The sequence below is a fragment of the Actinomadura sp. 9N407 genome, assembly GCF_044326315.1.
Taxonomy (GTDB): Bacteria; Actinomycetota; Actinomycetes; order Streptosporangiales; family Streptosporangiaceae; genus Spirillospora.
In genome coordinates this window covers 126,928-151,772 of sequence record NZ_JBIRAW010000017.1, presented here as the reverse complement: position 1 = coordinate 151,772, position 24,845 = coordinate 126,928, and the positions used below count along the sequence as shown (strand labels likewise).

The 24,845-nt window shown below is 72.6% G+C and carries 19 protein-coding genes; 14 read left to right on the top strand and 5 right to left on the bottom strand.

From position 1 onward, the window contains the following. Position 1: 1 nt before the first annotated feature. The 7 genes from ACH34Q_RS25995 (at position 2) to ACH34Q_RS25965 (ending at position 8,127) form a co-directional block, all read left to right on the top strand. Positions 2-1,159 (top strand): DegT/DnrJ/EryC1/StrS family aminotransferase, encoded by a 1,158-nt coding sequence (locus tag ACH34Q_RS25995; protein ID WP_395985671.1) that lies wholly within the window; start codon positions 2-4, stop codon positions 1,157-1,159. Continuing rightward, the gene (locus ACH34Q_RS25990; RefSeq protein ID WP_395985670.1) at positions 1,156-2,331 is read left to right on the top strand and encodes an SDR family NAD(P)-dependent oxidoreductase; all 1,176 of its coding nucleotides are present in this window, start codon (positions 1,156-1,158) and stop codon (positions 2,329-2,331) included. The genes ACH34Q_RS25995 and ACH34Q_RS25990 overlap by 4 nt, the downstream gene beginning before the upstream one ends. 55 nt (positions 2,332-2,386) lie before the next feature. After that, positions 2,387-3,622: a glycosyltransferase gene (locus tag ACH34Q_RS25985; protein ID WP_395985669.1), complete on the top strand. Its 1,236-nt coding sequence runs from the start codon at positions 2,387-2,389 to the stop codon at positions 3,620-3,622. A 16-nt stretch (positions 3,623-3,638) separates the two neighbouring features. Beyond that, positions 3,639-4,961 carry an O-antigen ligase family protein gene (locus ACH34Q_RS25980; RefSeq protein ID WP_395985668.1) on the top strand — a complete coding sequence of 441 codons (1,323 nt, stop codon included), beginning with the start codon at positions 3,639-3,641 and terminating at the stop codon, positions 4,959-4,961. Positions 4,962-5,155: 194 nt separating this feature from the next. After that, a complete protein-coding gene (locus ACH34Q_RS25975) occupies positions 5,156-6,379 on the top strand; it encodes an oligosaccharide flippase family protein (protein WP_395985667.1) in 1,224 nt (407 codons plus the stop codon). A 5-nt stretch (positions 6,380-6,384) separates the two neighbouring features. Beyond that, a complete protein-coding gene (locus tag ACH34Q_RS25970) occupies positions 6,385-7,185 on the top strand; it encodes a sugar transferase (RefSeq protein ID WP_395985666.1) in 801 nt (266 codons plus the stop codon). 21 nt (positions 7,186-7,206) lie between these two features. Continuing rightward, positions 7,207-8,127 (top strand): hypothetical protein, encoded by a 921-nt coding sequence (locus tag ACH34Q_RS25965; RefSeq protein WP_395985665.1) that lies wholly within the window; start codon positions 7,207-7,209, stop codon positions 8,125-8,127. A gap of 51 nt (positions 8,128-8,178) precedes the next feature. Here ACH34Q_RS25965 and ACH34Q_RS25960 read toward each other — a convergent pair whose 3' ends face one another. Together ACH34Q_RS25960 and ACH34Q_RS25955 are read right to left on the bottom strand one after the other, a co-directional pair. Beyond that, positions 8,179-8,325: a hypothetical protein gene (locus tag ACH34Q_RS25960; RefSeq protein ID WP_395985664.1), complete on the bottom strand. Its 147-nt coding sequence runs from the start codon at positions 8,323-8,325 to the stop codon at positions 8,179-8,181. A gap of 96 nt (positions 8,326-8,421) precedes the next feature. Continuing rightward, complete coding sequence (locus ACH34Q_RS25955; protein WP_395985663.1) at positions 8,422-9,987, bottom strand: Rieske 2Fe-2S domain-containing protein; 1,566 nt, start codon at positions 9,985-9,987, stop codon at positions 8,422-8,424. Between the two features lie 303 nt (positions 9,988-10,290). On the opposite strand from ACH34Q_RS25955, the gene ACH34Q_RS25950 reads away from it, so the two are divergent. The 6 genes from ACH34Q_RS25950 (at position 10,291) to ACH34Q_RS25925 (ending at position 15,792) form a co-directional block, all read left to right on the top strand. Next, positions 10,291-11,019 carry a sensor histidine kinase gene (locus ACH34Q_RS25950; RefSeq protein ID WP_395985662.1) on the top strand — a complete coding sequence of 243 codons (729 nt, stop codon included), beginning with the start codon at positions 10,291-10,293 and terminating at the stop codon, positions 11,017-11,019. Beyond that, a complete protein-coding gene (locus ACH34Q_RS25945) occupies positions 11,016-11,669 on the top strand; it encodes a response regulator (protein WP_395985661.1) in 654 nt (217 codons plus the stop codon). The genes ACH34Q_RS25950 and ACH34Q_RS25945 overlap by 4 nt, the downstream gene beginning before the upstream one ends. A gap of 43 nt (positions 11,670-11,712) precedes the next feature. Continuing rightward, a complete protein-coding gene (locus ACH34Q_RS25940) occupies positions 11,713-12,609 on the top strand; it encodes a cytochrome P450 (RefSeq protein ID WP_395985660.1) in 897 nt (298 codons plus the stop codon). 434 nt (positions 12,610-13,043) lie between these two features. Then, the gene (locus ACH34Q_RS25935) at positions 13,044-14,396 is read left to right on the top strand and encodes a sensor histidine kinase (RefSeq protein WP_395985659.1); all 1,353 of its coding nucleotides are present in this window, start codon (positions 13,044-13,046) and stop codon (positions 14,394-14,396) included. Next, entirely contained in the window at positions 14,393-15,058 is a 666-nt protein-coding gene (locus ACH34Q_RS25930) for a response regulator (RefSeq protein ID WP_395985658.1), read from the top strand. Before ACH34Q_RS25935 ends, ACH34Q_RS25930 begins: the two co-directional genes overlap by 4 nt. A gap of 116 nt (positions 15,059-15,174) precedes the next feature. After that, positions 15,175-15,792, top strand: a complete 618-nt coding sequence (locus ACH34Q_RS25925; protein ID WP_395985657.1) for a two-component system response regulator — start codon at positions 15,175-15,177, stop codon at positions 15,790-15,792. Between the two features lie 239 nt (positions 15,793-16,031). Here the strand turns inward: ACH34Q_RS25925 and ACH34Q_RS25920 are convergent, their stop codons facing one another. From ACH34Q_RS25920 to ACH34Q_RS25910, 3 genes are all read right to left on the bottom strand, one after another. Beyond that, complete coding sequence (locus ACH34Q_RS25920; RefSeq protein WP_395985656.1) at positions 16,032-17,552, bottom strand: serine/threonine-protein kinase; 1,521 nt, start codon at positions 17,550-17,552, stop codon at positions 16,032-16,034. A 43-nt stretch (positions 17,553-17,595) separates the two neighbouring features. Then, positions 17,596-19,278: a serine/threonine-protein kinase gene (locus ACH34Q_RS25915; RefSeq protein WP_395985655.1), complete on the bottom strand. Its 1,683-nt coding sequence runs from the start codon at positions 19,276-19,278 to the stop codon at positions 17,596-17,598. A 64-nt stretch (positions 19,279-19,342) separates the two neighbouring features. Further along, complete coding sequence (locus tag ACH34Q_RS25910; protein WP_395985654.1) at positions 19,343-21,202, bottom strand: protein kinase; 1,860 nt, start codon at positions 21,200-21,202, stop codon at positions 19,343-19,345. Positions 21,203-21,587: 385 nt separating this feature from the next. Between ACH34Q_RS25910 and lysX the strand changes: the two genes are divergently transcribed. Further along, positions 21,588-24,839: a bifunctional lysylphosphatidylglycerol synthetase/lysine--tRNA ligase LysX gene (lysX, locus tag ACH34Q_RS25905; RefSeq protein WP_395985708.1), complete on the top strand. Its 3,252-nt coding sequence runs from the start codon at positions 21,588-21,590 to the stop codon at positions 24,837-24,839. Positions 24,840-24,845: the final 6 nt, after the last annotated feature.

Below are 24,845 nucleotides of genomic sequence, written 5' to 3'. Positions count from 1 at the left end.
CATGGGTTCCGAGCAGCAGTCCACCGTCCCGTTCACCGTGCCGTCGTTCGCCGGCGAGGTACCGGACGCGGTGGTGAAGGTGCTCGACTCCGGATGGGTGACCACCGGGCCGCAGACCGCCGCGTTCGAGCAGGACTTCGCCGACCATCTGGGCGCCGCGCACGTCGTCGCGGTCGCCTCCTGTACGGCCGCGCTGGAGCTGTGCCTGCGCGCGATGGACCTGCCGCCGGGTTCGGCGGTGCTGACCCCGAGCCTGACGTTCTGCGGCGCGATCAACGCGATCCTGCACGCCGGGCACCGCCCGGTGCTGGTCGACATCGACGCGGCGACACTGGTCCCGAGTGCCGCCACGGTCGCGGCCGCGGCGGCCCGTTCACGGCCGGCCGCGATGATCGTCCAGAACCAGGGCGGCTACCCGGTCGACGTCGCCGCACTGACCGAGGCCGCGGGGCTGGACCGTACGCGGGTGATCGAGGACGCGGCGCACGGTCCGGGTGCGGCACGGGGCGGTGCCCCGGTCGGCTCCTCTTCCTATGCCGCCTGCTTCAGCTTCTACGCCACCAAGAACATGCCGATCGGTGAGGGCGGGGCCGTCGCGTCCAGCGACCAGGAGTTCGCCGACCGGATCCGGGCGACGCGGCTGCACGGGATGAGCAAGGACTCGTGGCGGCGCTACCTGCCCGGCGGCAGCTGGCGGTACGACGTCAAGACGATCGGCCTCAAGGCCAACATGACCGACATCCAGGCATCGATCGGGCGGGCCCAGCTGACCGCGCTGCCCGAGTGGCAGCGGCGCCGGGCCGAGCTGGTCGCGCGGTACGACGAGGCCCTGCTCGGCCTGCCCGGACTGGTCGTACCGCAGCGGGAGCTGGCCGGGATCCAGCACGCCTGGCACCTCTACCAGGTACGGGTGCCAGACCGGGACGCGATCATCGCCGAGCTGGAGTCGGCGGGCGTGGCGACGTCGGTCCACTTCATCCCGGCCAACCACATGACCGCGTACCAGGAGATCCTCGGCGCGGAGGAGTGCGCGACCGTCCCCGTGACGGATCTCGTCGCCGAGGAGCTGCTGTCGCTTCCGCTGTATCCGGGCCTGTCGGACGACGGCCTGGAAAGAGTGATCAGCGCGTTCACCGGGGCGTTGCGGGCGCGGGGATGACCGCGCGCCGGCTGCCGTGGCTCCGCCGTCCCGTACCGCCCCCGGCGCGCGAGGCCGGCCCGATGGCGGTGCTCATGGGCCGGGACGAGGTCGTGGTGGCCGGGCTGCGCGGCCGGCGCCTGATCGGCGGCCGGCGGGTGCTGGTCACCGGGGCCTGCGGGACGATCGGCTCCGCGCTGTGCCGCCGGGTCGCGCGGCTCGATCCGGACGCGCTGTGCCTGGTGGACCGGGACGCCCCGCGACTGGACGGGCTGGCACGCGAGCTGGCCGGACGACTCGGCGCGGAGAGGGTGACACCGGCGGAGGCCGACGTCCGCGACCGTGACCGGATCGACGGGATCCTCCGCGAGGCGCGGCCCGCGCTGGTCTTCCACACGGCGGGCCAGAACGAGCTGGCCAAGGTCGAGCGGGATCCGTGCGCGGGCGTGGCCGCCAACGTGTTCGGGACCCGGCATCTCGTGGACGCGGCCGTCCACCACGGCGTGGAACGGCTCGTGCTGGTGTCGTCGGACACGGCCGCCGACCCGACCTCGGTGTTCGGCGCGACGATGCGGCTCGGCGAGCTGCTGCCGCAGACCGCCACCCCGGGCCCGACCCGCTTCGCGGCCGTACGGATCGGCAGCGTCATCGGCGCGGACGGGCCGCCGCTGGCGACGCTGGCCGGCCGGATCTCCTCGGGCGAGGCCGTCATCGTCACCCATCCGGAGGTGGCGCGGCACTTCATGACGGTGGCGGAGGCGGCCGGGCTGCTGCTGGAGGTGGCGGCGCTGTCGGAGGAGGCCGAGACGTTCGTGCTGGACATGGGCAGCCCGGTCCCGGTGGTCGAGCTGGTGCACCGGTACGCCGAGCAGCTGCGGCTGCCGGAGGTGACGATCCGGTTCAGCGGGCTCGGGCCGGGCGAGAAGCTCGCCGAGAAGACCTTCGCCGACTCCGAGCGCCGGCTCCGTACCGCCCATCCCATGATCTGGGGCACCAGGCCCGCGCCGCCGCCCGCCGGGCTGCCGCGGCTGCTGGACGCGCTGGCCGGCGCCGCCGGGCGCGGCGACGCCGACGAGGTGCGGCTGGTGCTGCGCCGGCTGATGCCCGAGTACCGCCCCGTACGGCGGCCGCGTCCCTGCGGCGAGGCGACCTCGCCGTGCGAGGCCTCCCGCTCCGATCCGCCCGTGTTGTGAGCCCGTGTTGTGAGTCCCGTGTCGTGCGTGAAGGGCTCGTGTGAGTGAGGTGCTCGTGAGGACAGACCGCAAGCTCAGGGTGGCCACGGTGATCACCCGGTTCAACGGCGGGGCCGGCCAGGTAGCGCTGAACGGCGCGCTGGCGCTGGACCCGTCCGGGTACGAGCGCGCGATCGTCACCGGTGGCGTCGGCATGGACAGCCGGACGGCCGGCGACTCCCCTGTCAAGGAGGTCCTGTACGGGGATGACGCGGTCGCCAACGCCGCCGCCGGAGACCTGACGCCGCAGGCGTACAAGGCCGGGATGGAGATCGTCCAGGTCGGGCCGCTCGTCCCGCAGATCTCGCCGCGCGACGACCGGGCCGCGCTGCGCACGCTGACCCGGGTGCTGGCCGAGGGACGGTACGACGTCGTCCACACGCACAGCGCCAAGGGCGGGGTGATCGGCCGCATCGCGGCGGCGCGCGCCGGAGTGCCGCGCATCGTGCACACCTGGCACGGCTTCCCGTTCAACGAGTTCCAGTCATGGCCGCGGCGGTACGCCTACATCCGGCTGGAACGGGTCGCCGCCAAGCACACCGACGCGTTCCTGGCGATCGGGTCGGAGACCGTCACCACCGCGCTGCGCCTGGGCCTGGCCACGCCGGAACGGATCCGGCTGTCATGGCCCGCCGTGGACGTGGACGCCTACGCCGCCGCGCCCGGCTCGCGCGCCCAGGCCCGGCGGCGGCTCGACCTGCCGCTCGGGGTGAAGGTGGTCGGCTCGATCGGGCGGCTCACGTTCCAGAAGGGCCCGGAGATCTTCGCGAAGGCGCTGGCCCGGCTGCCGGAGGACGTGTTCGGGCTGTGGGTCGGCGGCGGCGCGATGGCCGGGGAGCTGGAGAAGCTGACGGCCAGGCTCGGCATCCAGGACCGGATGCGCTGGCTCGGCCACCGCGACGACGTCGCCGACGTGCTGCCCGCGTTCGACCTGATGGCGATGGCGAGCCGGTGGGAGGGCCTGCCGTGCGTGCTGGTCGAGGCCATCGGCGCCGGAATCCCGCTGGTCGCGACCGCCGTCCCGTCCAACCAGGACCTGGTGCTGTCCGGGGAGACGGGCCTGCTCGTACCGCCGCAGGATCCCGAACGCCTCGCCGGCGCCATCGCGCACCTGCTGGACGACCCGGTCGCGGCCGCCCGGATGGCCGAGCGCGCCCGGGAACGGGTGGGCGGCTGGTTCTCCCCCGAGTACCTGGGATCGGTCCTCGACGACACGTACCGGGGCACCTCCCAGCGGCCCTACCAGGCGTGATCGGAGAGCACAGGCCATGACGACGACCACCGAGCGCGCCCTCCCCAGGCTCGACGCCCCCGCGCCGGGGGACGGGCCGTCGACGCCTGAACCGCGGCGCCGGTGGCCGCTGGTGGGCCTGGTCCTGGTCGGGAGCATCGCCTCGCTGCCGATGCTGATGCCGTTCGGGCTGCCGCCGGGACCCGGCAACACCGGGCTGCCCGACCTCGCGCTCGTGGTCCTGACCATCACGGTGCTGCTGTGGGCGGCCACGCACAGGCATCCGGTGCGGTGGCCGTTCCTCATCCCGACGCTGCTGACCATCATCGCCGGCGGGATCGCGGCGGTCGTGAACGACGTCGGCGCGCTCACCCTGGTCAAGGACATCTTCGTGCTGCTGTGGGGCGTCTGCGTCGTCAACCTGGCCAGGGACGTGCGGTTCCTGCGGCTGGCGATCCGGTCCTGGGTCCTGATCGGGACGTTCTACGCCCTCGTCATGATCTTCGGGTTCGTGATCGGGAACGACGCGCTGTCGGGCAAGCAGATCGACGGCGAGCGGGCGATGTTCACCTTCGGCGACGCCAACTACGCGTCCAACTGGTTCATCTGCGTCTACTTCATCTCCCGTGCCGCCCGCTACCCGGAGAAGGCGTGGCGGCGCTGGGCGGTCTGCGCGACCCTGCTGCTCGCCGAGATCCTGACCGGTTCCAACGGCGGCGCGCTCGCGCTCGGCCTCGCGATCGTGGCGGGGTACGTCTTCCGGCTGTTCCGTGAGGGCAAGGCCCACCACGCCGTCGCGGTCGTCTCGCTGGCGGTGTTCGTCGGCGGCGGCGGGGTCGCGGCCCTGTCCCAGATCGACGTCCAGCCGCTGCTCGACCGCGCCAGCGCCGCCTCCCCCATCCTGCGCGACTCGATCGGCCGGACGACCGGGGAGAGCACCAGCTCGCGCAGCACGGTGTTCGCGACCACGGTCCGGATGATGGAGGAGCAGACCCATCCCTGGGGCATCGGCGCGGGCCACACCGAGGCCGCGATGCTGCAGAACCAGGAGACCTACGTCCGCGAGGCGCACAACGACTACATCGCGGCCGTCCTGGAGCGCGGCTTCCTCGGCGGGATCGCGCTGGTCTGCCTGATCTTCGTGGTGCTGCTCTACTGCCTGCGGATCGGCCGCCGGGACGCGCTGATCCCCTCGTACGCGGCGGTCGTGCCGCGCCCGGAGCTGTTCGGCGCGCTCGTCCTGGTCTTCCTGGTGTCCGGGCTGTTCTACGAGACCCTGCACTACCGGCACGGCTGGGCGTTCTTCGGCCTCATCGCCGCCCTCCACCTCTTCGGCCGCCGCGAGGGGAGGGCCCTGTGAGGGAGCCGGAGGGGCGCGGCGTCGCCTGGACTGACGAGCGCAGGGAGCGAGGAACGAGCGACCGGAGCGAGGAGGGCCGAGGAGGTCGGCGGGGTCGGTTGGTCGGGGCAGGCACGCGGCGCCAAAGGCGCCCCGGAGGCGACCGGGGAACAGAGCCCCCTGCCCGGACGATCACCGGGAAGATCGTCGCTTTGATGGCCGGGAACATGGCGGGGCGGGTCGGCGCGCTGGCCTCGCTGGGGATCGCGACGATCATGGTGGCGCGGATCGGCGGTCCGGCCCTGGTCGGCGCGTTCACGCTGGTACGGATCCTGCCCGGCCTGGTCTGCCACCTGTCCAACGCCGGGCTGCCCGCCGCCGCGCCGTACTTCCTGGCCGGTCACGACGGGGCGGGCAAGGCCCATGACCAGTCGCGCGTACGGCCGACGCTGGCGTGGCTGACGGCCGGGGGCGCGCTGACGGGGGCGCTGGGCTGGCTGGCCCTCAGCCCGCTGATCTACCTGGCGTTCTTCCAGTCGTTCGGGTACTGGGTGGCGCTGGTGGCGGCCGTGCCGACGTTCACGCAGGGGTTCGTGTCGGTCGGCAAGGGGCTGCTCCAGGGCACCGACGACATCCGTGGCGCGAGCCTGGCGATCGCCGTCGAGGAGTTCGTGTTCCTGCCGATCTACCTGGTGATCCTGATCGGCTGGTACGGGCCGGGCGCGCTGATCACCGGGCTGGTGCTGGCGGACGTGGCGGCGGCCGCCTGGATCGTGGTCCGGCTCGCGCGGCGCGGGTTCTTCGCCGGCTGGGGACGGCCCGACCTCAAGCTCGGCCGTACCATCGCCGGGTACGGCCTGCGCGGCTACTTCGGCCAGCTCATCGACCTGCTCCAGCTGCGCTTCGACATGGCGCTGCTCGGCGCGCTGGCGGGGCCGAAGGTGCTGGGCGTCTACACGGTGGCCAGCAAGTTCGCCGAGCTGGTGCAGCTGCCCGGGCTGGCGCTCAACTACGTGCTGTATCCCGACTTCGCCCGCGACGACCGGGCCGAGGCCACCCGCCGTACGAAGCGGCTCATCCTGCCCGCGCTGGGGGTCTCGGTGCTCACCGCGCTGCCGCTCGCGCTGATCGCCGGAACGGCGCTGCCCTGGGTGTTCGGCGAGGTCTTCGACGACGCGGTGGTGCCCACCTACATCCGGCTGGCCGGGGTCGTGACGTTCGGTGTCACCGGCCTGATCATGGCCTTCCTGTACGGCGTCGGCCGGCCCGGCGCCGCCTCGGCGGGCCAGGCGATCGGGCTGGTCGTCGTGGTGGTCAGCGGCGTGTACCTGATCCCCCGGTACGAGGCGGCGGGCGCCGCCATCGCCACGTCGGTGTCCTTCGTCGCGACCACCGTCGCGCTGCTGGCGTGGTTCCGCCACGTCGAGAGGAAGGGGTGACCGCGATGCCCGAGCGCGAGAAGGAACCGGGGCGCGAGAGGGATCCGGGACACGAGGGCGAACCGGGGCACGGGCTGGAGACGCGCCCGGTCGATCCGTCCGACGGCGTCCCCCCGTCCACCGCGCGGCGCGTCCTGGACATCGCCGGTGCGGCCGCCGGGCTGGTCCTGCTGTGCGTCCCGCTGCTGCTGCTGTACGCGCTCGTCCGCGCGTCCAGCCCGGGTCCGGGGGTCTTCCGGCAGACGCGGGTCGGGCAGGGCGGGCGGCCGTTCACGATGTACAAGTTCCGGACGATGCGGCAGGGCGTCGGCGGGCTGACCGTCACCGCCGGTTGCGATCCCCGGCTGACCCGGATCGGCAAGCTGCTGCGCGAGTGGTCGCTGGACGAGCTGCCGCAGCTGGTGAACGTGCTGCGCGGCCAGATGACGCTGGTCGGGCCGCGACCGGAGACCTACGACCTGGCCGTGCACTACGCCCCGGGCTGCCGCTGGATCTTCGACCACCGGCCGGGGCTCACCGGCGTCTCCGAGGTCCGGCTACGCGACTTCGACGTGCTGCCGCCCGGCGAGGAGGTCGACCTCGTCAACTACATCGAGCGGATCGTGCCCGCCCGGGTCGCGGTGGACTCGGTGTACCTGCGCGATCCGTCCATGGGCGCCACCGTCCGGGCGCTGTGGGACACGGTCCGGCACATCCTCGGCTTCACGATCCCGCCGATGGAGATCCCGCCCGCCGAGCCCGCGGCCCCGGCCAGGGCCGCGCCCGTCCCTCCGCCGGCCGCCGAGGAGCCCGGCTCCGCCGCCTGACGAACCGTTCGGGGAGACAGCATGCGAGCGTTGGACATGCGGGCGAAGATCCCGGCCGCCGTGGCGGCCGTCGCGCTCCTGGTCGCGGGCCTCCTCTTCTATGTGATGCGCGGCGGCTCCGGGTACGAGCCGTACACCGGTCCCCCGGCCAGCCCGGGAACGCCCGCCGCCGAGCCCGCCAGGACGCTGAACATCGCCCTCAACACCGAGCCGTCCGACTACCCGCGGCTGCGGGAGCTCGGCTACGACCTGGTGGACGTCAAGCCCGACGCCGCCTCGGTCGACGGGGTCCCGGACGGCATGCGCGCCATGCTCTGGGTCGGCAACTTCACCTGCGGCGACTTCGAGCTGTCGTACGAGGCGCTGACCGAGGCCGTACGGCGGCTCGCGCGCCACCCCAAGGTGTACGGCTGGTACCTGTCCGACGAGCCCAACCCGCGCGAGTGCCCGCGGATCGCCGGGGAGATCCGCCGCCGCGCCGACCTCATCGAACGGGAGGCTCCCGGGCAGATCTCGTTCATCTCGCTGACCGACTGGCCGATGAAGCCGGTCACGCCGGACAAGGTGAACGTGGACCTGGTCGGGCTCGATCCGTACCCCTGCAAGGGCTCGGCCCGGGTCCGGTCGCGCTGCGACATCGGCGCGATCGACCGGATGATCCGGATGGCCGACGACGCCGGCATCCCGCGGCGCGTGGTGGTCCCGGTGTTCCAGACGTTCGGGCAGGGCTGCTCCAAGGGCGACCGGCAGTACTGGCTGCCCACCGAGACGCAGCTGCGCCAGATCCTGCACCGGTGGGACCGGCTCGTCCCGCGTCCCCCGATGGACATCGCCTACTCCTGGGGACACCAGGAGCAGTGGGCCTGCCCGACCCTCGCGGACGCGTCCGGCGGAAGCCATCCGGACCTTCAGTCGATCATGAAGGCACGTAACACCAGATAGGAGCCGCATACCAGGGAGGACCCGCCGAGACGGGGTCCTCGGTACGGGATGTCAGGGCTTGGCGGGGTTCTCCGCCAGGGCCGGCGCGTTCGGCATGTCCAGCGGCAGCGAGCCGATCTGGAGTGCGAGCACCTCCATGGCCACGATGAGCAGCACGAAACCAGCGGCCAGCAGGCCTATTCTCTTGTTACCCAGCACTCCCCGAACCCCTTCACAACCCCCGCATGACCTTGAGAAACGTAGCATGACCGGCATATACGTAGGGGCGGAATAACCCTCTGTATCCGGGAATTTTCACGAGATCTGGCGGCTGCCCAGGTTGACGCAGCGGGCGTTCACGCAGTCGCCGGTGGCCAGGTCGAACGCGAAGTTGTGGGCCAGGCAGTGCACCAGGCCGCCGTCGACGACCGCGCCGACGGCCAGGTCCTCGCCCGCGTGCGGGCAGTAGCGCGGGATGTCGTAGGTGTGGCCGCCCGACTCGACGATGATCCGCTCGGACTCGTCGCGGCCCGTCTCGTACGCCTCGACCGCCCGCAGCGCGGGGGCGTTGGCGTGCTTGAGCAGGCCGACGAGGTGGTCGTTGTAGACGTCGGGGTCGCGGTAGAGGCTGAGCCGGAACGAGATGAGCAGGTCCTCCCAGGCGACCCGGCCGTCCAGCACGCCCTGTACCCAGCGGCCCGCCGTGGTGATCCGGTAGTGCGGGCGGACCTCCGGCCGGGACCGGTCCACCGTGATCCCGCCGGGCGAGAACCCGACGTCGAAGACCCCGCCGCCCGGGCCGGTGACATCGAAGCGGACGATCATGTCGATCTTGTCGAGAAAGTAGCCGCTGAGCCCGCCGAGATGGTGGAAGTGGGCGGCGAAGCGGTCGAACAGCCCCGGCCCGGGATGCGGGAAGTCCGCCAGCACGCCCTCGATGGCCGCGGCCCGGTCCGCCGCGTACCGCCGCAGGTAGCCGTCGCGGAAGTCGTCGTCGTACCGGAACTCCGCCGAGACCGGGTCGCGGACCACGCCGCCGGTGTCCAGGTCGAGCGTGTCCCCCGGCCTGAACGAGTCCCAGCGCTGGCCGGGCAGGTGCTCGCTCAGCCAGCGGACCGAGACGTCGGGGTCGCAGAACGCGCCGCCGTCCTGGTCCAGGACCCAGTTGAGATGCCCGACCTCCTCGTCCAGGAAGCAGGGCGGGCCGGCGAACGGGATGGCCAGTTCCGGCGCCGCCTGCCGGACCAGGCGGTGGGCGGCGCGCAGCTTGGAGATCCGCTTCTCCATCGAGATCCGGGCCATCTCCTCGGCCGGATACTCGTAGCAGATCGGATGCCAGGAGGCGCCCGAGGTCTGCAGCGCCATCAGGTCGAGCCGGCCGCCGGCCAGATGCTTGGCCCGGCGGGCCTGCGCGGCGGTGAGCCTGGCGTCGTTGCCGTGCAGGATCGCGCGGCCGTCCGCCACCACGAGAAATGCCGCGTCATGGCACATCGGCGAGAGTTCCGGAATGACGGTGAGCCAGGAGCCGCGATTGTCCAGTGGGAATTTCTCCCAGGCCGGCACCTCGATTACCTGGCGGGAACCGGCGGCCAGCGCCATCCGTTCTCTGAACGCGGGTCCCGGATAGCGCGGAATGAGGATACGGGTCCGCGCGGAGAGCCGTTCGATGAACCAGGGGTCGAAATGATCGAGGTGCTCGTGCGACACGGCGACCCAGTCGGCGTCGGCCAGCGCGCCGGCATCGAGATGATCGTTTCTCGGGTACTGGTGCCAGGCCCCGAGGAAGGCCCCCGCCGAGGCGAGCCAGGGATCCGCGAGCAGGCGGAACGCCCGCGCGCGCACCGCCATCCCCGCATGTCCGAGAAAAGTGACCGTGGGCATGCTGTCACCCTCTCGCCGGCACCCCTCGATCACACCCGCCGGAATGCGCAAGACGGCTACGCCGTAGGTATGAAAGAAATGCCCCGGAGGCCGAACACAATCCCCTTAGGGACACCGTTCTAGACGTACGCGGAAACACCTCGGTTTACCCTGCGCAAAAGCATGTCCACTTCCGGTCATTGACCGGTCGGTTGCGGTCAATTGTCTGGACATCGGAACGCTCGCGGGTGACCGTCGTCACGGTGCTGGTATTTACCGGACGGGGGTCCTTCGATGAACAACGGGCAGTCTCGGTCATCTCCGGTGGACGTGCCCGACCATGTCACGGCGCCCGGCGGCGAACCCGCCGGACCGCACCGGCCCCGGCCGGACGATCCCGGCCTGTGGCGGCGGCGGCTGCGCCATGACATCCGGCATGAGCTCGGCACGATCATCATGCTCGCCTCGGCGGTCGCGGTCGCCGACGACATCGGCGCCGGCAGCCGCGAGCGCGTCGAGCAGCTGCTCGGCGAGACCCGCTGGCTCGACCACCTGCTCAACCGGCTCGACGCGGACGACGGCGACGACGGGACGCGGCCGCTGCCCGCCCCCGAGCGCATCCGCGTGGACGACCTCGCCGCCGAGGTGGTCACCGGCATGCGGCTGGCCACCCCGCACGAGGTCGGCTTCACCGGGGACGAGGCCTGGGCCCACATGGACCCGGTGGCGCTGTGGCGGGCGCTGCGCAACATCCTCGACAACGCCTGCCGGGTCGCGGCAGGCCGGGTGGACGTGCGCGTCACGGCCGACCAGGGCTGGGTCGCCGTCCAGGTCGACGACGACGGTCCCGGCTTCGGCGCGGGCAAGGGCGGGCTGGCCTCGCTCGGGCTCGGCATCGTGCACGACCTGATCTCCGAGTACGGCGGCGGGCTGGAGATCCGTACCTGCGAGATGGGCGGTGCCCGGGTCCGCGTCCTGCTGCCGTCGGCGCCGCCCGCCGACGCCGTCCCGGCCGGGGCCGCGTGCGCCGACGACTGGCGGCCGCATCCATGAGGGTCATCATCTGCGACGACCACGCGGTGTTCGCCGACTCGCTGTCGCTGGTGCTGGCCGACGCGGGGCATACCGTCGCGGGAGTGGCGTACTCCCCCGAGGACGTGCTGCCGCTGCTGCGCGTCCGGCAGGCCGACGTGTGCCTGATCGATCTGCGGTTCCCCACGGGCACCTCGCTGGACTGGATGCAGCGGCTGCGCGCCGCGGCCCCGGCCACCCGGTTCGTGGTGCTGACCGGCTTCCTGGAGCAGCGCGTCCTGGACGCGGGGCTGGCGGCGGGCGTGCGCGGTTTCGCGCACAAGGGCCAGCAGGCCGGCGACATCCTGGCGGTGCTGCGCCGGGTCGCGGCCGGCGAGATCGTCGTCGATCAGGCCACCCGGCGCGGCGGGGCCGCCGACCGGCCGCGCAGCCAGGCCCAGGACTACGCGCGGTTCCTCACCCCGCGCGAGCGCGAGGTGCTGACCCGGCTGGCCCGCGGCGAGTCCACCCAGGCCCTGGCCAAGGCCATGGGGGTCACCCGCAGCACCGCCCGCAGCCATGTCCAGAGCGTGCTGAGCAAGCTCGGCGTGCACTCGCAGCGGGAGGCGGTCATCGAGGCGGCGCGGCACGGGCTGGTCAGCGTCGAGACCGGGGAGTGGCTCGCGGGCTGACCCCGCTCCCGAAGACCGGTCCCGGAGACGAGAGGACGCGTTCATGCCTCGACGGCGAGGCACCCACCCCGTCTCGGACGCGGACGCCCTGGCCTGCCCTGACACCTACGCGCGCGGCGTACCGTACGACCGGCTGGAGCGCCTGCGCGCCAGGACGCCCGTCGTGTGGCTCGACGAGCGGATCGCCGGCGGGCCGGGGTCGTGGGCGGTGCTGCGGTACGCCGACGTCCGGCACGCCCTCGCCCACCCGGAGCTGTTCGCCGCCGAATCCGGCACCGCTCCGCACGGCACGCCGGGCCCCACGGCCGGACCGCCGGCCGGGCCTGCCACCGGGCCTGCCACCGGCATGATCGATATGGAGCCGCCCGCCGGCGCCCTGCTGGCCCGGATCACCGCCGACCCCGCCGACTTCGCCGCCGAGGTGGCCGCCGAGCTGCCCGGGACGCTCCGCAACACCCTGGCCGGGGGCCTGTACGCGCTGCTGCGCGATCCGGAGCAGTACGCCCGGCTGCGGGCATCGCGCGCCGACGACGACCTCGTCGACAGCGCCGTCGAGGAGATGCTGCGCTGGTGGACACCGGTCATGTGCGTGCGCCGGACCGTCCTGCGGCCCACGATCATGGGCGGGGTCCCGCTGCTCGCCGGGGAGCGGGTCTCGCTGTGGCTCACCGCCGCCGACCATGACGACACGGTGTTCCCCGAGCCCGAACGCTTCGTTCCGGACCGGTTCAGGGTGGGTGCGGGAGCCCGCCCGCAGCTGGCCCTCGGGTACGGGACGCACGCCTGCCTGGGCGCCATGCTGGCCCGGCTCCACCTGCGCGCACTGGTCACCGCCGTGCTGGAACGGCCCGGCCGGCTGGCCTCGGCGGGCGATCCCGTACGGCTCCGCTCGACCGTCCGCCAGGGCTTCGAGCGCCTGCCCGTCCGCTGGATCGCGTAGAAGCACCGGATCACCCGGGCCCGCAGGCCCGGCCGCCTCTCCAGCAGCCCGTAGAGCAGCGGCGGCAGGAAGATCCGGGCGGTCCGTACCAGCATGTCGGCGCCCAGCAGCAGAAGGCCGCCGAGCAGCAGGCCGCGGCCGCCGAGCGTCCCGGTGATGTACGCGTCGCGGAACAGGCCGGCCCACAGGACGAGCGTCCACACTCCCGAGCCGTACCGGATCGCCGGCCCGGCCAGGGCGAGCGGGTCGGCGGACCTCATGCCGCGGCCCCCGCGACGACGTTTTCGATCATGGCTTCAGCCTGGCCGGAAGGGCGCGTTCCGGGCATCCCCCGGACGGCGGCTCTCGAAGATCGCCCGTACGGCTGAGGGAGTACGGCCGTTGACGCCCCCTGGGCGACGCCGGGACCTGTACCGATCATCTAGCTTGCTCACATGAGCAGTTCCCCGCCGAGCGCCCAGGTGCGATCCCACCTGCCGCTGCCCGGCACATGGCCGGTCTGGATCGTCCCGCTGTTCCTGGCGTTCTTCCAGGTCGTCGGGTCGATGGGCGCGCAGAGCGGGGAGAGCCGCAGCGGGCAGCCGGACGGCTCGAAGCCGTGGGGCGACCCGCACGGCGGATGGGGCGAGCCGGAGTACACCAGTACACCGCTCGACCCGCTCGGGTTCGCGCTGCTGCTCGCCGGCCCGGCCCTGCTCCTGCTGCGCCGCCGGAATCCGGTCTTCACGCTGGTGACGGTCGGCGCCGTCACCGGCCTCTACCTGCTGCGCGCCTACACGTACGGGCCCGGGGTGCTGTCGGTCGCCGTCGCGCTGCTGAGCGCCGTGGTCGCGGGCCACCGGCTGGTGACCTGGGCGGGCAGCTTCGCCGCGCTGGGCGGCTACCTCGCGCTGACCGCCGTGATCGGCGTGCCGTTCGAGGAGCGCGGCCGGGCCGGGACGGCCTTCCCGGTGGAGGAGCCCAGCCTGGGCGGGACGGCGTTCGCGCTCGGCTGGGCCCTGGTCGCGCTGATCAGCGGGGAGCTGATCCGGATGCGCGCCCAGCGGGCCGCCGCCTCCGCCCGTACCCGGGCCGAGGAGGAACGCCGCCAGGCCAGCGAGGAACGGCTGCGGATGGCCCGCGAGCTGCACGACGTGCTGGCGCACAACATCTCGATGATCAACGTGCAGGCGGGCGTGGCGCTGCATCTGATCGACGACGATCCGCAGCAGGCCAGGACCGCGCTGGCCGCGATCAAGGAGGCCAGCAAGGAGGCGCTCACCGAGATGCGGTCGGTGATCGGCGTGCTGCGCTCGCAGGGCGAGACCGCGCCGCGCTCCCCGACCGCCGGGCTGGACCGGCTGGAGGAGCTGCTCGGCCGGGCCCGGTCGGCGGGCCTGCGGGTGGAGGCCGAGATCACCGGCGACCGGCGGCCGCTTCCGGCCGGGACCGATCTGGCCGCGTTCCGCATCGTCCAGGAGTCGCTGACCAACGTGACCAGGTACGCCGGGCCCGGACCGGTGACGGCCCGGGTCCGGATCGCCTACCGTGAGCGGGAGGTCGCCGTACAGGTCGACGACGACGGCCAGGGCGTGTCCCTGCTGGACGACCATCCCGGAGGCAGCGGTATCAACGGCATGCGCGAGCGCGCCGCCGCCCTCGGCGGCGACTTCCAGGCCGGCCCGCGCCCCGGCGGCGGGTTCCGGGTGAGCGCCACCCTGCCCGTCGACGCGCCGTCCTCCGAAACACGGGCCGCCGACGCCCCGTCAGCCGAAACACGGGCCGCAGCCGAGGGAGACACCAAGTGATCAAGGTCCTGCTGGCCGACGACCAGATCCTCGTCCGCGCCGGGTTCCGGGCGCTGCTGGACGCCCAGGCCGACATCGAGGTGGTCGGCGAGGCGGGCGACGGCGAGGAGGCCGTGGCGCAGGCCCGCCGGCTGCGCCCGGACGTGATCCTGATGGACATCCGGATGCCCGGCCTCGACGGGCTGGAGGCCACCCGCAGGATCGCCTCGGACGAGCGGCTCGACGGGGTACGGATCGTCATCCTCACCACGTTCGAGCTGGACGAGTACGTGTTCGAGGCGCTGCGCGGCGGAGCCGGCGGCTTCCTGGTCAAGGACACCGAGCCGGTCGAGCTGATCCATGCCGTCCGGGCGGTGGCGGCCGGCGACGCGCTGCTGTCGCCCAGCGTGACCCGGCGGCTGATCGCCGAGTTCGCCACCCGGGCCAAGCAGCCCGCCCCCGCGCCCCGGCTCAACGCCCTCACCGAGCGCGAGCGCGAGGTGATGACCCTGGTCGGCGAGGGGCTGACCAACGACGAGATCGCCGCCCGGCTGGTGGTGAGCCCGGCGACCGCCAAGACCCATGTGAGCCGGACGATGGTCAAGCTCGGTGCCCGCGACCGCGCCCAGCTGGTCGTGATCGCCTACGAGTCGGGCCTGGTCAAGCCCGGATGGCTGTCCTGAGAACGGCACTCTATGCTGGCTCCCTGCCGTTCCGGTGCCGACGGCCTGTCGGTACCGGCACGGGCATGACAGGGTTGGGCGCAGGACAGGCCCCTGACCGATGCGCGGAGGAGCCGTTGCCGCACGCCACGAAGATCCTGGCCGTGGACGATCGCGAGGAGAACCTCATCGCGCTCATGGCCGTCCTCGACGCGCTCCCGGTCGAGGTGGTCACCGTCGCCTCCGGCCGGGCGGCGCTCAAGGAGCTGCTGAACGACGAGTTCGCGCTGATCCTGCTCGATGTCGTGATGCCCGACATGGACGGCCTGGAGACCGCCGGGCACATCAAGAGCCGGCCGCGGACCCGGGACATCCCGATCATCTTCCTCACCGCGGCGGGCGAGGCCGGCGAGCAGGCCTACCAGGGCTACGCGGCGGGCGCGGTCGACTACCTGACCAAGCCGTTCGATCCCTGGCTGCTGCGGGCCAAGGTCTCGATCTTCGTCGAGCTGCACCGCCGCACGCTGCAGCTGCGCCGGCAGGCGGCGCTGCTGCGGCAGGCACTGGACGACGACGCCGGCGCGGCCGGCGGCGAGCAGATCCTCAAGTCGCTGGACGACCGGATGACGCTGGTCGAGGACGATGTCGCCCGGCTGCGGGGCGGCGCGGGCCAGGCGGCCGGCACGCTGGACGAGCTGGACGCCCATGTCGCCGACATGCGGCTGGCCCTCAACGCCCTCATCGCCGGCAGCTGACCTGTTTTAAGACCCGGCCCAGGTACTCGCCTGGCGGCTGTGTTTCTAAAGACCCGGCCCAGGTACTCGCCTGGCGGCTCGTACCTGACCGGTTCTTGTGCGAGCGCGGCATCGCTTCGCGATCTGGCCGGTGAGGCTCGCCTCCGGCTTCGCCTCACCGGCCAGGTAACGCGCTCGCGCGGTGGCTGAGGCCACTTTGAGACAAGCCCTAGCCGACCCCCCGTCCCGGTGGCCGGCTCTCAGTCCCTGTAGCCGACCTCGACCCTGACTCCGCTTCCGTCCGAGGTCCCGCCCGAGGTCCCGCTCGCGCCGGAGTTGAGCTTGGTGCGCAGGATCAGCGCACCGCCCAGCACGGCCGCCACCACCAGGATCACCGCGATCGTGACGATCACGATGGTCTTGCGGCGCTCCCGTTCGCGATGGCCTCCGGGCCCCGGCCCCGGCCCCGGTCCCGGCCCGGACACGGGACCGGGCCCCTGGGGCTGCTGCCACTGCTGGAACTGCTGGGGCTGCTCCCACGGAGGCGGAGTATGCGGCACGTGCGGTGGCCTGCCCCCGTGCGGCTGAGACCCGTGCGCCTGGGAGCCGTGTGCGGGCGGGGGCGTCCACTCGGTCTCCAGCAGCGTCCGTACTTCCTCCGGATCCCGGGGGGCACCGCCCTGGCCCGTCCCCTGACCCGCTCCCTGGCCCGTTCCGTGGCCCGTTCCGTGGCCGGTGGAGGGCGGCAGGTCAGGCCTGAACGTGGCGCTGCTGGGCCCGTACGAGGGCGGCGGAGCCTGGGAGGCCGACGGGCCCGGGCCCGGGTCGTGCCGGGTGAGCTCCTCGAACTCCGACGCGTCCAGGATGGTCTCGGCGGGCTCGTCCACGACCGTCTGCTCGTAGCCGCTCTGCGGCTCGTCCATCACGGTGTCCTCGGAACGCCGCGTGAACATGGGCGGGATCGGCCGGGGCATCGTGGCGACATGGTTGAGCATGGGCTGCGCCTGCGCGGCCGTCATCCGCCTGGAGGGCTCGCGCGCGAGCAGACCCTCCAGCACCGTCCGCAGCGGCCCGGCGTTGCGCGGCGGCGGTACGGGCTCGATCAGCGCCGCCTGGAGCGAGGACATGGCATCGGACCGCTCGTACGGCGACCGGCCCTCCAGCGCCGCGTACAGCGTCGCCCCGAGCGCCCACAGGTCGGAGGCGGGGACCGCCCGCTCACCCTGCGCGCGCTCCGGCGGGATGTACGCGGGCGAGCCCATCACCAGGCCGGTCTGGGTGAGCGTGGCGTCGCCCTCGACCTGGGCGATGCCGAAGTCGGTGAGCACGACCCGGCCGGCGTCGGTGATGAGCACGTTGCTGGGCTTGACGTCGCGGTGCAGGATCCCCTTCTCGTGCGCGTGCCGCAGGGCGGCGAGCATCTGCAGCCCGATCTCGGCGACCCGCTGGTGCTCCAGCAGGCCCTCCTCCAGCACGTCCTGCAGGGAACGGGCGCGGACCAGCTCCATCACGATCCACGGCCGGTCGGCTTCCTCCACGACGTCGTGCACGGTGACGACGCCGGGGTGGTTGAGCCGCGCGGAGGCCCGCGCCTCCCGGAAGGTGCGCTTGTACGTCAGCTCGTGCTCGTCGGGACCCAGCCCCGGCGGCAGCACCACCTCCTTGACCGCGACCTCACGATCGAGCATCACGTCATAGGCGCGCCAGACCGTGCCCATGCCGCCACGGCCGACCACCGCGTCCAACCGGTACCGGTTGGCGAGCAGATGACCCTGTCCCATAGCTAGATGGTCCCCCGTGTCGCGCGGCCCTGCCTAGTCGCGCTCACGGCTGGAACGCGTCGAGGACATTGTTCACGGTCGGCTGGTATTCATTCCACCTCGGTGTCGGAACGACCACCAGGACGGCGAAGGACCGGCCGCCGGCGATGACGCCGCGATCGATCGCGCGGAACCTGCTCCAGGTGAACTCGATGTCGGCGGCCGGCCGGGCACCCACCCACGTCCTGCGCTGGTTGAGGCGCCGGAAGCCCGCCAGCGAGTTCTTGGCCTGGACCTCCCGCGCCCACTGCGTCCAGTGCTGGTACGGGTCGCCCGTCCAGCCCGTACGGTCCACCTGGACGTAGGCACCGGTCCGGGGATCGCGCCAGAACGTGCTGAGGCCCTGCTCTCGCCTGACCCAGCCGTCCGGTACCCCGATCGAGAAACCGGGGCCGCGCGCCCGCTTGTAGCCCGCGGGCAAGGCCGGCAGGTCCTTGCCCGGAGCCGTCGCGGGCGGCTTCGTCGGCCGGCCCGCTCCCGCCGGTGCGCTGCCCGTCGGGGCCGTAGGCGTCGGGACGGCATCGAACTCACCGCCGGCGGACTTGGCCTCCGGCCAGTACACGACCGCCGCGATGCCCACGATGACGGCGGCGACGAGCGCGCCCGCCAGAAGCGGCAGCAGCATCCTGCGCCGCTTGGCCGGCGTGCCCGGCGTGCCCGTCGTGGGCCAGTCGGGGGACGCGCGCTGGTCACCGCGGTCCTGGGTGGGCAGGTCCGGCATCGGCGGCATCAGCCCGGCCGTACGGTCCGCGGGCCCGCCCGCCGCCTGGCTCTGCTGCCAGGACGCCGTGGCCCCGTTCGGGGCGGGCGCGGCGCTCTGTGCAACGGCCTGTGCGGCGCTCTGTGCGGCGATCTGGCCCAGCATCTCCTCGGCCTGCTCGGCCCTCAGCCGGTCGACCGGGTCGCGCTGCAGCAGCCCGTACAGCACCGATCCCAGCGGGCCGGCGTTGCGCGGCGGCGGGGGCTCCTGGGTCATGACGGCGGCGAGCACGGCCATGGCCTCGCTCCGGTGGTGCGGCGGCCGGCCCTCGCAGGCGGCGTACAGCGTGGCGCCCAGCGCCCACAGGTCGGACGCCGGGATCGCGCGCTCGCCCTTCACCCGCTCGGGCGACATGTACGCGGGCGAGCCCACCAGCAGCCCGGTCTGGGTCAGCGTCGCGTCCCCCGCGACCTGCGCGATGCCGAAGTCGGTGAGCACCGCGCGGTCGTCGCCGGTGAGCAGCACGTTGGCCGGCTTGACGTCGCGGTGCAGGATGCCGATCGCGTGCGCCGCCCGCAGCGCCCCCACGACCTGCCGGCCGATCGCCGCCACCCGGCCGGGCGGCAGCGGCCCGTCCTCGTCCAGGATCTCCTGGACGGACCGGGCCGGGACCAGCTCCATCACGATCCACGGACGGTCGTCCTCGTCCACGACATCATGTACGGTCACCACGCCCGGATGGTTCAGCCGGGCCGAGGCCCGGGCCTCGCGCAGCGTGCGGCGGTGCCGGTCGGCGCGCTCGGCATCGCTCAACTCGTGCCGCAGCAGCACTTCCTTTACCGCGACCTCGCGGTCGAGCATCTCGTCTTGGGCGCGCCAGACGGTCCCCATGCCGCCCCGTCCCACCACCGACACGAGCCGGTAGCGCCCGGCGAGCACGCGCCCGTCCCCCCGCTGCGCGTGCGCCGATCCATCCCCGTCCGACATGAGTGGCGACCTTACCTATTTATCGTCAAGGACCGAAAACCGAGGGGCGGCGGCCCCGGGCGAGCTAGTTGTCGGCGGGCTTGAAGAACGTGTAGATCGGCGCCATCTCGGCGAACGTCCTCTCCCAGTCCTTGTCCGGCGCGACCAGCACGATCGCGTACCCGATGTCGTTCATGACGAAGCCGCGGTTGAGCGCGTGCAGCCGCCCGCCGCTGCCGTCGTAGGTCCACTCCCAGTCGGCGGCGTCCTCGCCGTCGGGGTCGCTGACCGGCTCGCCGTCGACCACCGGCGCGATCTTGATCTCCCGGTAGCCGCTGAACCGGCCGCTCGCCGTGGGCGCGTACTTCTCCCAGTCCTCCAGCGCGCTGTCGTTGGGATTGTCGGTCTGGTCGATCTGGATGTAGCCGGGGCCGCTCGGCGGCTCGAAGAACACGCTCGACGCGGAGGAACTGCGCTTCTTGGCCTTGCTCCAGTCCTTCGGGATGGCCATCGAGAACCCGGTCGGGTCCTCGTGCAGCCGGAAGCCCTCCGGGATCCCCGGCGTACCGCTCGGCGACGGCGAGGCGGGAGCGGAACTGGGCGCCGTCCGCTTGGCTTCGGGCGGGGCGGTGCTCCCCCGCGTCCCGCCTTCCTTGTCCTCGCCCCCGTTGGCCAGGGCGAACCCGACGACGGCGACGAGCAGGACCACCACGATCGCGGCGACCACGACGACGTTCCGGTTGCCCACCAGGGGCGGCCGGTCGCCGACGGCCGGCGGCCGTCCCGCGGGCTCGGTGGGCGGGCCCGGGCGCCACGCCATGGCGCTCGGCGCCTCCTCGGCGGAACGGGCGGTCTCGCCGGCCGAGGGGTCGGGCGCGTAAAGGGTGCGGCCCGGATCGTCAGGCGCGCCCTGCTCGGCGTAGGACTCCGCGTACGTCTCGTCGGCGTAGGTCTCGTCGGCGTAGGTGGCCGCGTAGGCCTCGTCCTGGTACGCCTCGTCCTGGGCGGTGCGCGAGGCGCCGTCCTGGCCCGCGTCCGTGGCCGCCGCGGCCCGGTACTCCTCCAGGTACTGCTCCGGCGGGACCTCGACGGCCAGCGTGCGCTGGGTGTCGAACGACTCCTGCCGGACGATGTTGTCGAGCAGGGCGCCGGCCTCGATGGCGTCCATCCGCTGCTCGGGGTCCTTGTGCAGCAGCCCGCGGATCACGGGCGCCAGCTTGCCCGCGTTCTCGGGCGGGTCGGGGTCCTCGGAGATGACGGCGACCAGCGCCGCCATCGGCTCGGAGCGCTCGAACGGCGACCTGCCGTGGGTCATCGCGTACAGCGTGACGCCGAGCGACCACAGGTCGGACGCGGACCCCGCGGTACGGCCGCGGGCGCGTTCGGGAGCGATGTAGGCGGGGGAACCCATGACCAGGCCGGTCTGGGTGAGGGTGGCGTCACCGGCGGCGGTGGCGATCCCGAAGTCGGTGAGCACCGCCCGGTCGCCCCGGGTGACCAGCACGTTACTGGGCTTGACGTCGCGGTGCAGCACGCCGGCCTCGTGCGCGGCGTGCAGCGCCGCCAGCATCTGGCGGCCGATCTCGGCGGAGCGCCGGGTGTCCAGCGGGCCCTCCTGCTTGATCACCTGATCGAGCGAGCGGGCCTGGATGAGCTCCATGATGATCCACGGCCGGCCGTCCTCCTCGACGACGTCGTACACCGTGACGACACCGGGGTGGCCGAGGCGAGCCGCGGTTCGCGCCTCGCGGAACGTCCGCTTGTGATGGACCGAGCGTTCCTCATCGGTGAGACCATGCGGCAGGATGACCTCTTTCACCGCAACGTCACGACCGAGGACCTCATCGTGAGCCTGCCAGACCGTACCCATACCGCCGCGTCCGACCTGGGTGACCAGTCGGTAACGGTGGGCGAGCAGACGCTCACCGGAGGTCTCATTAGGCATATCCGCGACCATATCGACTTTTGCTGACAATCTTGGACGGCCTTCGCAGGGAAGAGGGAGCGCGCAGGGAGGACGCCTCGCGGCGGGAAAGTGACCCGTACGCCATTGTCCCCCCTGTGACGGCGTCCCCTACCCGTAGGACGCGCGACGTGTCGCGGTGGTTCGCGGCACGGACGGCAAGCGAGCGACAGAAGTGTGGACGAACGTGACGAATCCTGGCACCGCGAGTAAGCCCGACCCGGAGGATGGGGCCGGCGCGAGCGGCCGCGCGGCGGCTGGACTGACGAGCGCGCGGAGCGACGAAGGAGTGAGCACGCGAGGAGGGAAGCCGCCGCGTGAAGGCGGCCGCGAGCCGGCGAGCGGAGGCGAGCCCATCAGCAGGGGCCTGATCCAGTCGGTGCCGACGATCTTCTTCTGGTACACCCGGCTGTCGGGGATCCTGTCGATCCTGGCCTGGCTGTCGTCGGACCTGATCCTCGAGGTCGCCGACATCTGGGCGCTGCGGTGGATCTACTACCTCGGCTTCACCGCCAGCGTCCCGTTCGGGCTGCTGCTGATCCTGCTGTCGATGGGCGTGCGGCGGCGCAAGAAGGCCGCCTGGCGGATCCTGGTGCTGCTGTTCGGGCTGTACTCGACCACCTCGACGCTGCTGCTGGTCGCGCTCATCCTCGATCCGGACGAGCCGACGCCGATCGGCGAGTGCATCACCACCGGCGTGTTCCTGGCCGTGCTGGGCCTGCTGATCGCGGCGCGGCGCGAGTTCACCACGCTGCCGGACCGCGCCAACCGCCGGGTCGCGGCGTTCATCTTCACCGGCCTCGTGGTGGTCAGCGGCGGGATCGGCACGATCCTGGTCACGGTCACCGACCAGGATCCGCGCGGCGGGCTCTGGTCCGATCCCTCGTACGTGGCGCTGCAGACGGTGCTGGGCGCGGGCGTCACCGGCGAGCCGCTCGGCGTGCTGGTGCCCGGCTGGGTCGACGTGATCATCGGGGTGCTCGGCACCGGGCTGCTCATCGTGACGTTCTGGGCGCTGTTCCGGCCGGGCCGCCGGGACGCGGTGCTGGACGCCGACGAGGAGATGGCGGCGCGGACGCTGCTGGCCGAGTACGGCGACCAGGACTCGCTCGGCTACTTCGCGCTGCGCCGGGACAAGGACGTCATCGTCGCGCCCAACGGCAAGGCCGCCATCGCCTACCGGGTGGAGGGGTCGGTGTCGCTGGCCAGCGGGGATCCGCTGGGCGATCCGGAGTCCTGGGACCAGGCGATCGCGGCGTGGCTCGGCGAGTGCCGCGCGCACGCCTGGATCCCCGGCGCGGTCAGCGTCGGCGAGCGGGCCGCGCACATCTATCGGCGGCACGGGTTCGACGCGTTCGAGCTGGGCGACGAGGCGATCCTGGACCTGGCCGACTTCAACCTCGAGGGCCGCGAGATGCGGCAGGTCAGGCAGGCGGTACGGCGGGTGGAGCGGGCCGGGTACACGGTCCGGATCCGGCGGCACGAGCAGATCGCCGGCTGGGAGATGGCCAAGCTGATCCGCAGCGCCGACGCCTGGCGCGGCGAGGAGACCGAGCGCGGCTTCTCGATGGCGCTGGGCCGGCTCGGCGACCCGACCGACGGCCGCTGCGTGATGGTCGAGGCGTTCGACGCCGAGGGCGAGCTGCGCGGGCTGCTCAGCTTCGTCCCCTGGGGCCGTACGGGCCTGTCCCTGGACCTGATGCGGCGCGACCGCGCGGCCGAGAACGGGCTGAACGAGTTCATGGTCGCCAAGCTGGCCGAGAAGGCCGCGACGGTCGGCGCGCAGCAGCTGTCGCTGAACTTCGCGATGCTGCGCTCGGCGTTCGAGCGCGGCTCGCAGATCGGCGCCGGTCCCGTGGCGCGGCTGTATTACCACCTGCTGTCGTTCGCCTCCCGGTTCTGGCAACTGGAGTCGTTGTACCTGGCCAACGCCAAGTACAACCCCGACTGGCGGCCCCGCTTCATCTGTTACACGCAGAACCGCGACATCCTCCGCCTCGGCCTGGCCTATGCCAAGGCCGAGGGCTTCCTGCCGAGCTTCAGCCGCCCCCGGCTGGACCGCGCCGCCCGTACGGTGCCCTCGCCCAACCTGGTCGCCAAGATCCAGGAGATCGAGGAGGCGGCCGAGGCGCGGCGCGCCCCGCAGCGGCGGCTGTCGGAGCAGGAACGGGTCAGGCACGCCAAGCTGGAGCAGATCCGCGAGGCCGGGATGGAGCCGTACGCGCTCGGCTTCGAGCGCACCGACTTCGCCGCCGGCATCCGCGAGCGCTTCCCCGAGTTGGCGCCCGACACCCACACGGCCGCGGCCGTCGCGATCGCCGGGCGTGTCGTGCTGGCCCGCGAGCACGGCCGGCTCATCTTCGTGACGCTGCGGGACGAGACGGGCGACCTGCAGGTCATGCTGACCGCCGAGACGATCGGCGCGGACTCGCTGCGGACCTGGAAGACGCTGATCGACCTCGGCGACCAGGTCGGCGTGACCGGCGAGGTGGTGACGTCCCGTACCGGTGAGCTTTCCGTGCTGGCCGGTAGCTGGAAACTCACCGCCAAGTGCCTGCGCCCGCTGCCGAACAAGAGCACGGGCCTCGCCGATCCCGAGGCGCGGGTACGGCAGCGCTACGTCGACTACATCGTCAACGAGGAGTCGCGCCGGATGCTGCGCACGCGCGGCGACGCGGTCGCGGCCGTACGGGACGGCCTGCGCGACCGCGGCTACCTGGAGGTCGAGACGCCGATGCTCCAGCCGGTGCACGGCGGCGCGACGGCCCGGCCGTTCACCACCCGGATGAACGCGTACAACATGCAGCTGTACCTGCGGATCGCGCCCGAGCTCTACCTCAAGCGGCTGCTGGTCGGCGGCGTCGGCAAGGTCTTCGAGCTGAACCGCAACTTCCGCAACGAGGGCGTCTCGCCCAAGCACAACCCCGAGTTCACGATGCTGGAGGCGTACCAGCCGTACGGCGACTACGACACCATGGCCACCCTGACCCGCGAGCTGGTGATCGCCGCCGCCGAGGCCGCGCTCGGTACCACCGTGCTGGTCAGGGACGGGGTGGAGTACGACCTGGCCGAGCCGTGGCGGGAGATCACCGTGTACGGGTCGGTGTCCGGCGCGCTCGGCGAGGAGCTGACCCCCGACACGCCGCTGGAGACCGTACGGGCGATCGCGGAGCGGTCCGGGATCAACGTCGATCCCCACTGGGGGCAGGGACGCCTCGTCCAGGAGCTCTTCGAGGCCCTCGTCGAGGACGGCCTCAAGGCGCCCACGTTCGTCCGCGACTTCCCGGCCGAGACCTCGCCGCTCACCCGGCCGCACCGCGATGACCCGCGGCTGGCCGAGAAGTGGGACCTGATCGTCTTCGGGCTCGAACTGGGTACCGCCTACTCGGAGCTGATCGACCCGATCCTGCAGCGGCGGCGCCTGACCGAGCAGTCGCTGCAGGCCGCGGGCGGCGATCCGGAGGCGATGGAGCTGGACGAGGACTTCCTGCGCGCGCTCGAGTACGCGATGCCCCCGGCCGGCGGCATGGGCATGGGCATCGACCGGCTGCTGATCACCCTCACCGGCCGCAGCATCCGGGAGACCATCCCGTTCCCGCTCGTACGGCCGGGCTCGTGAGTTAGA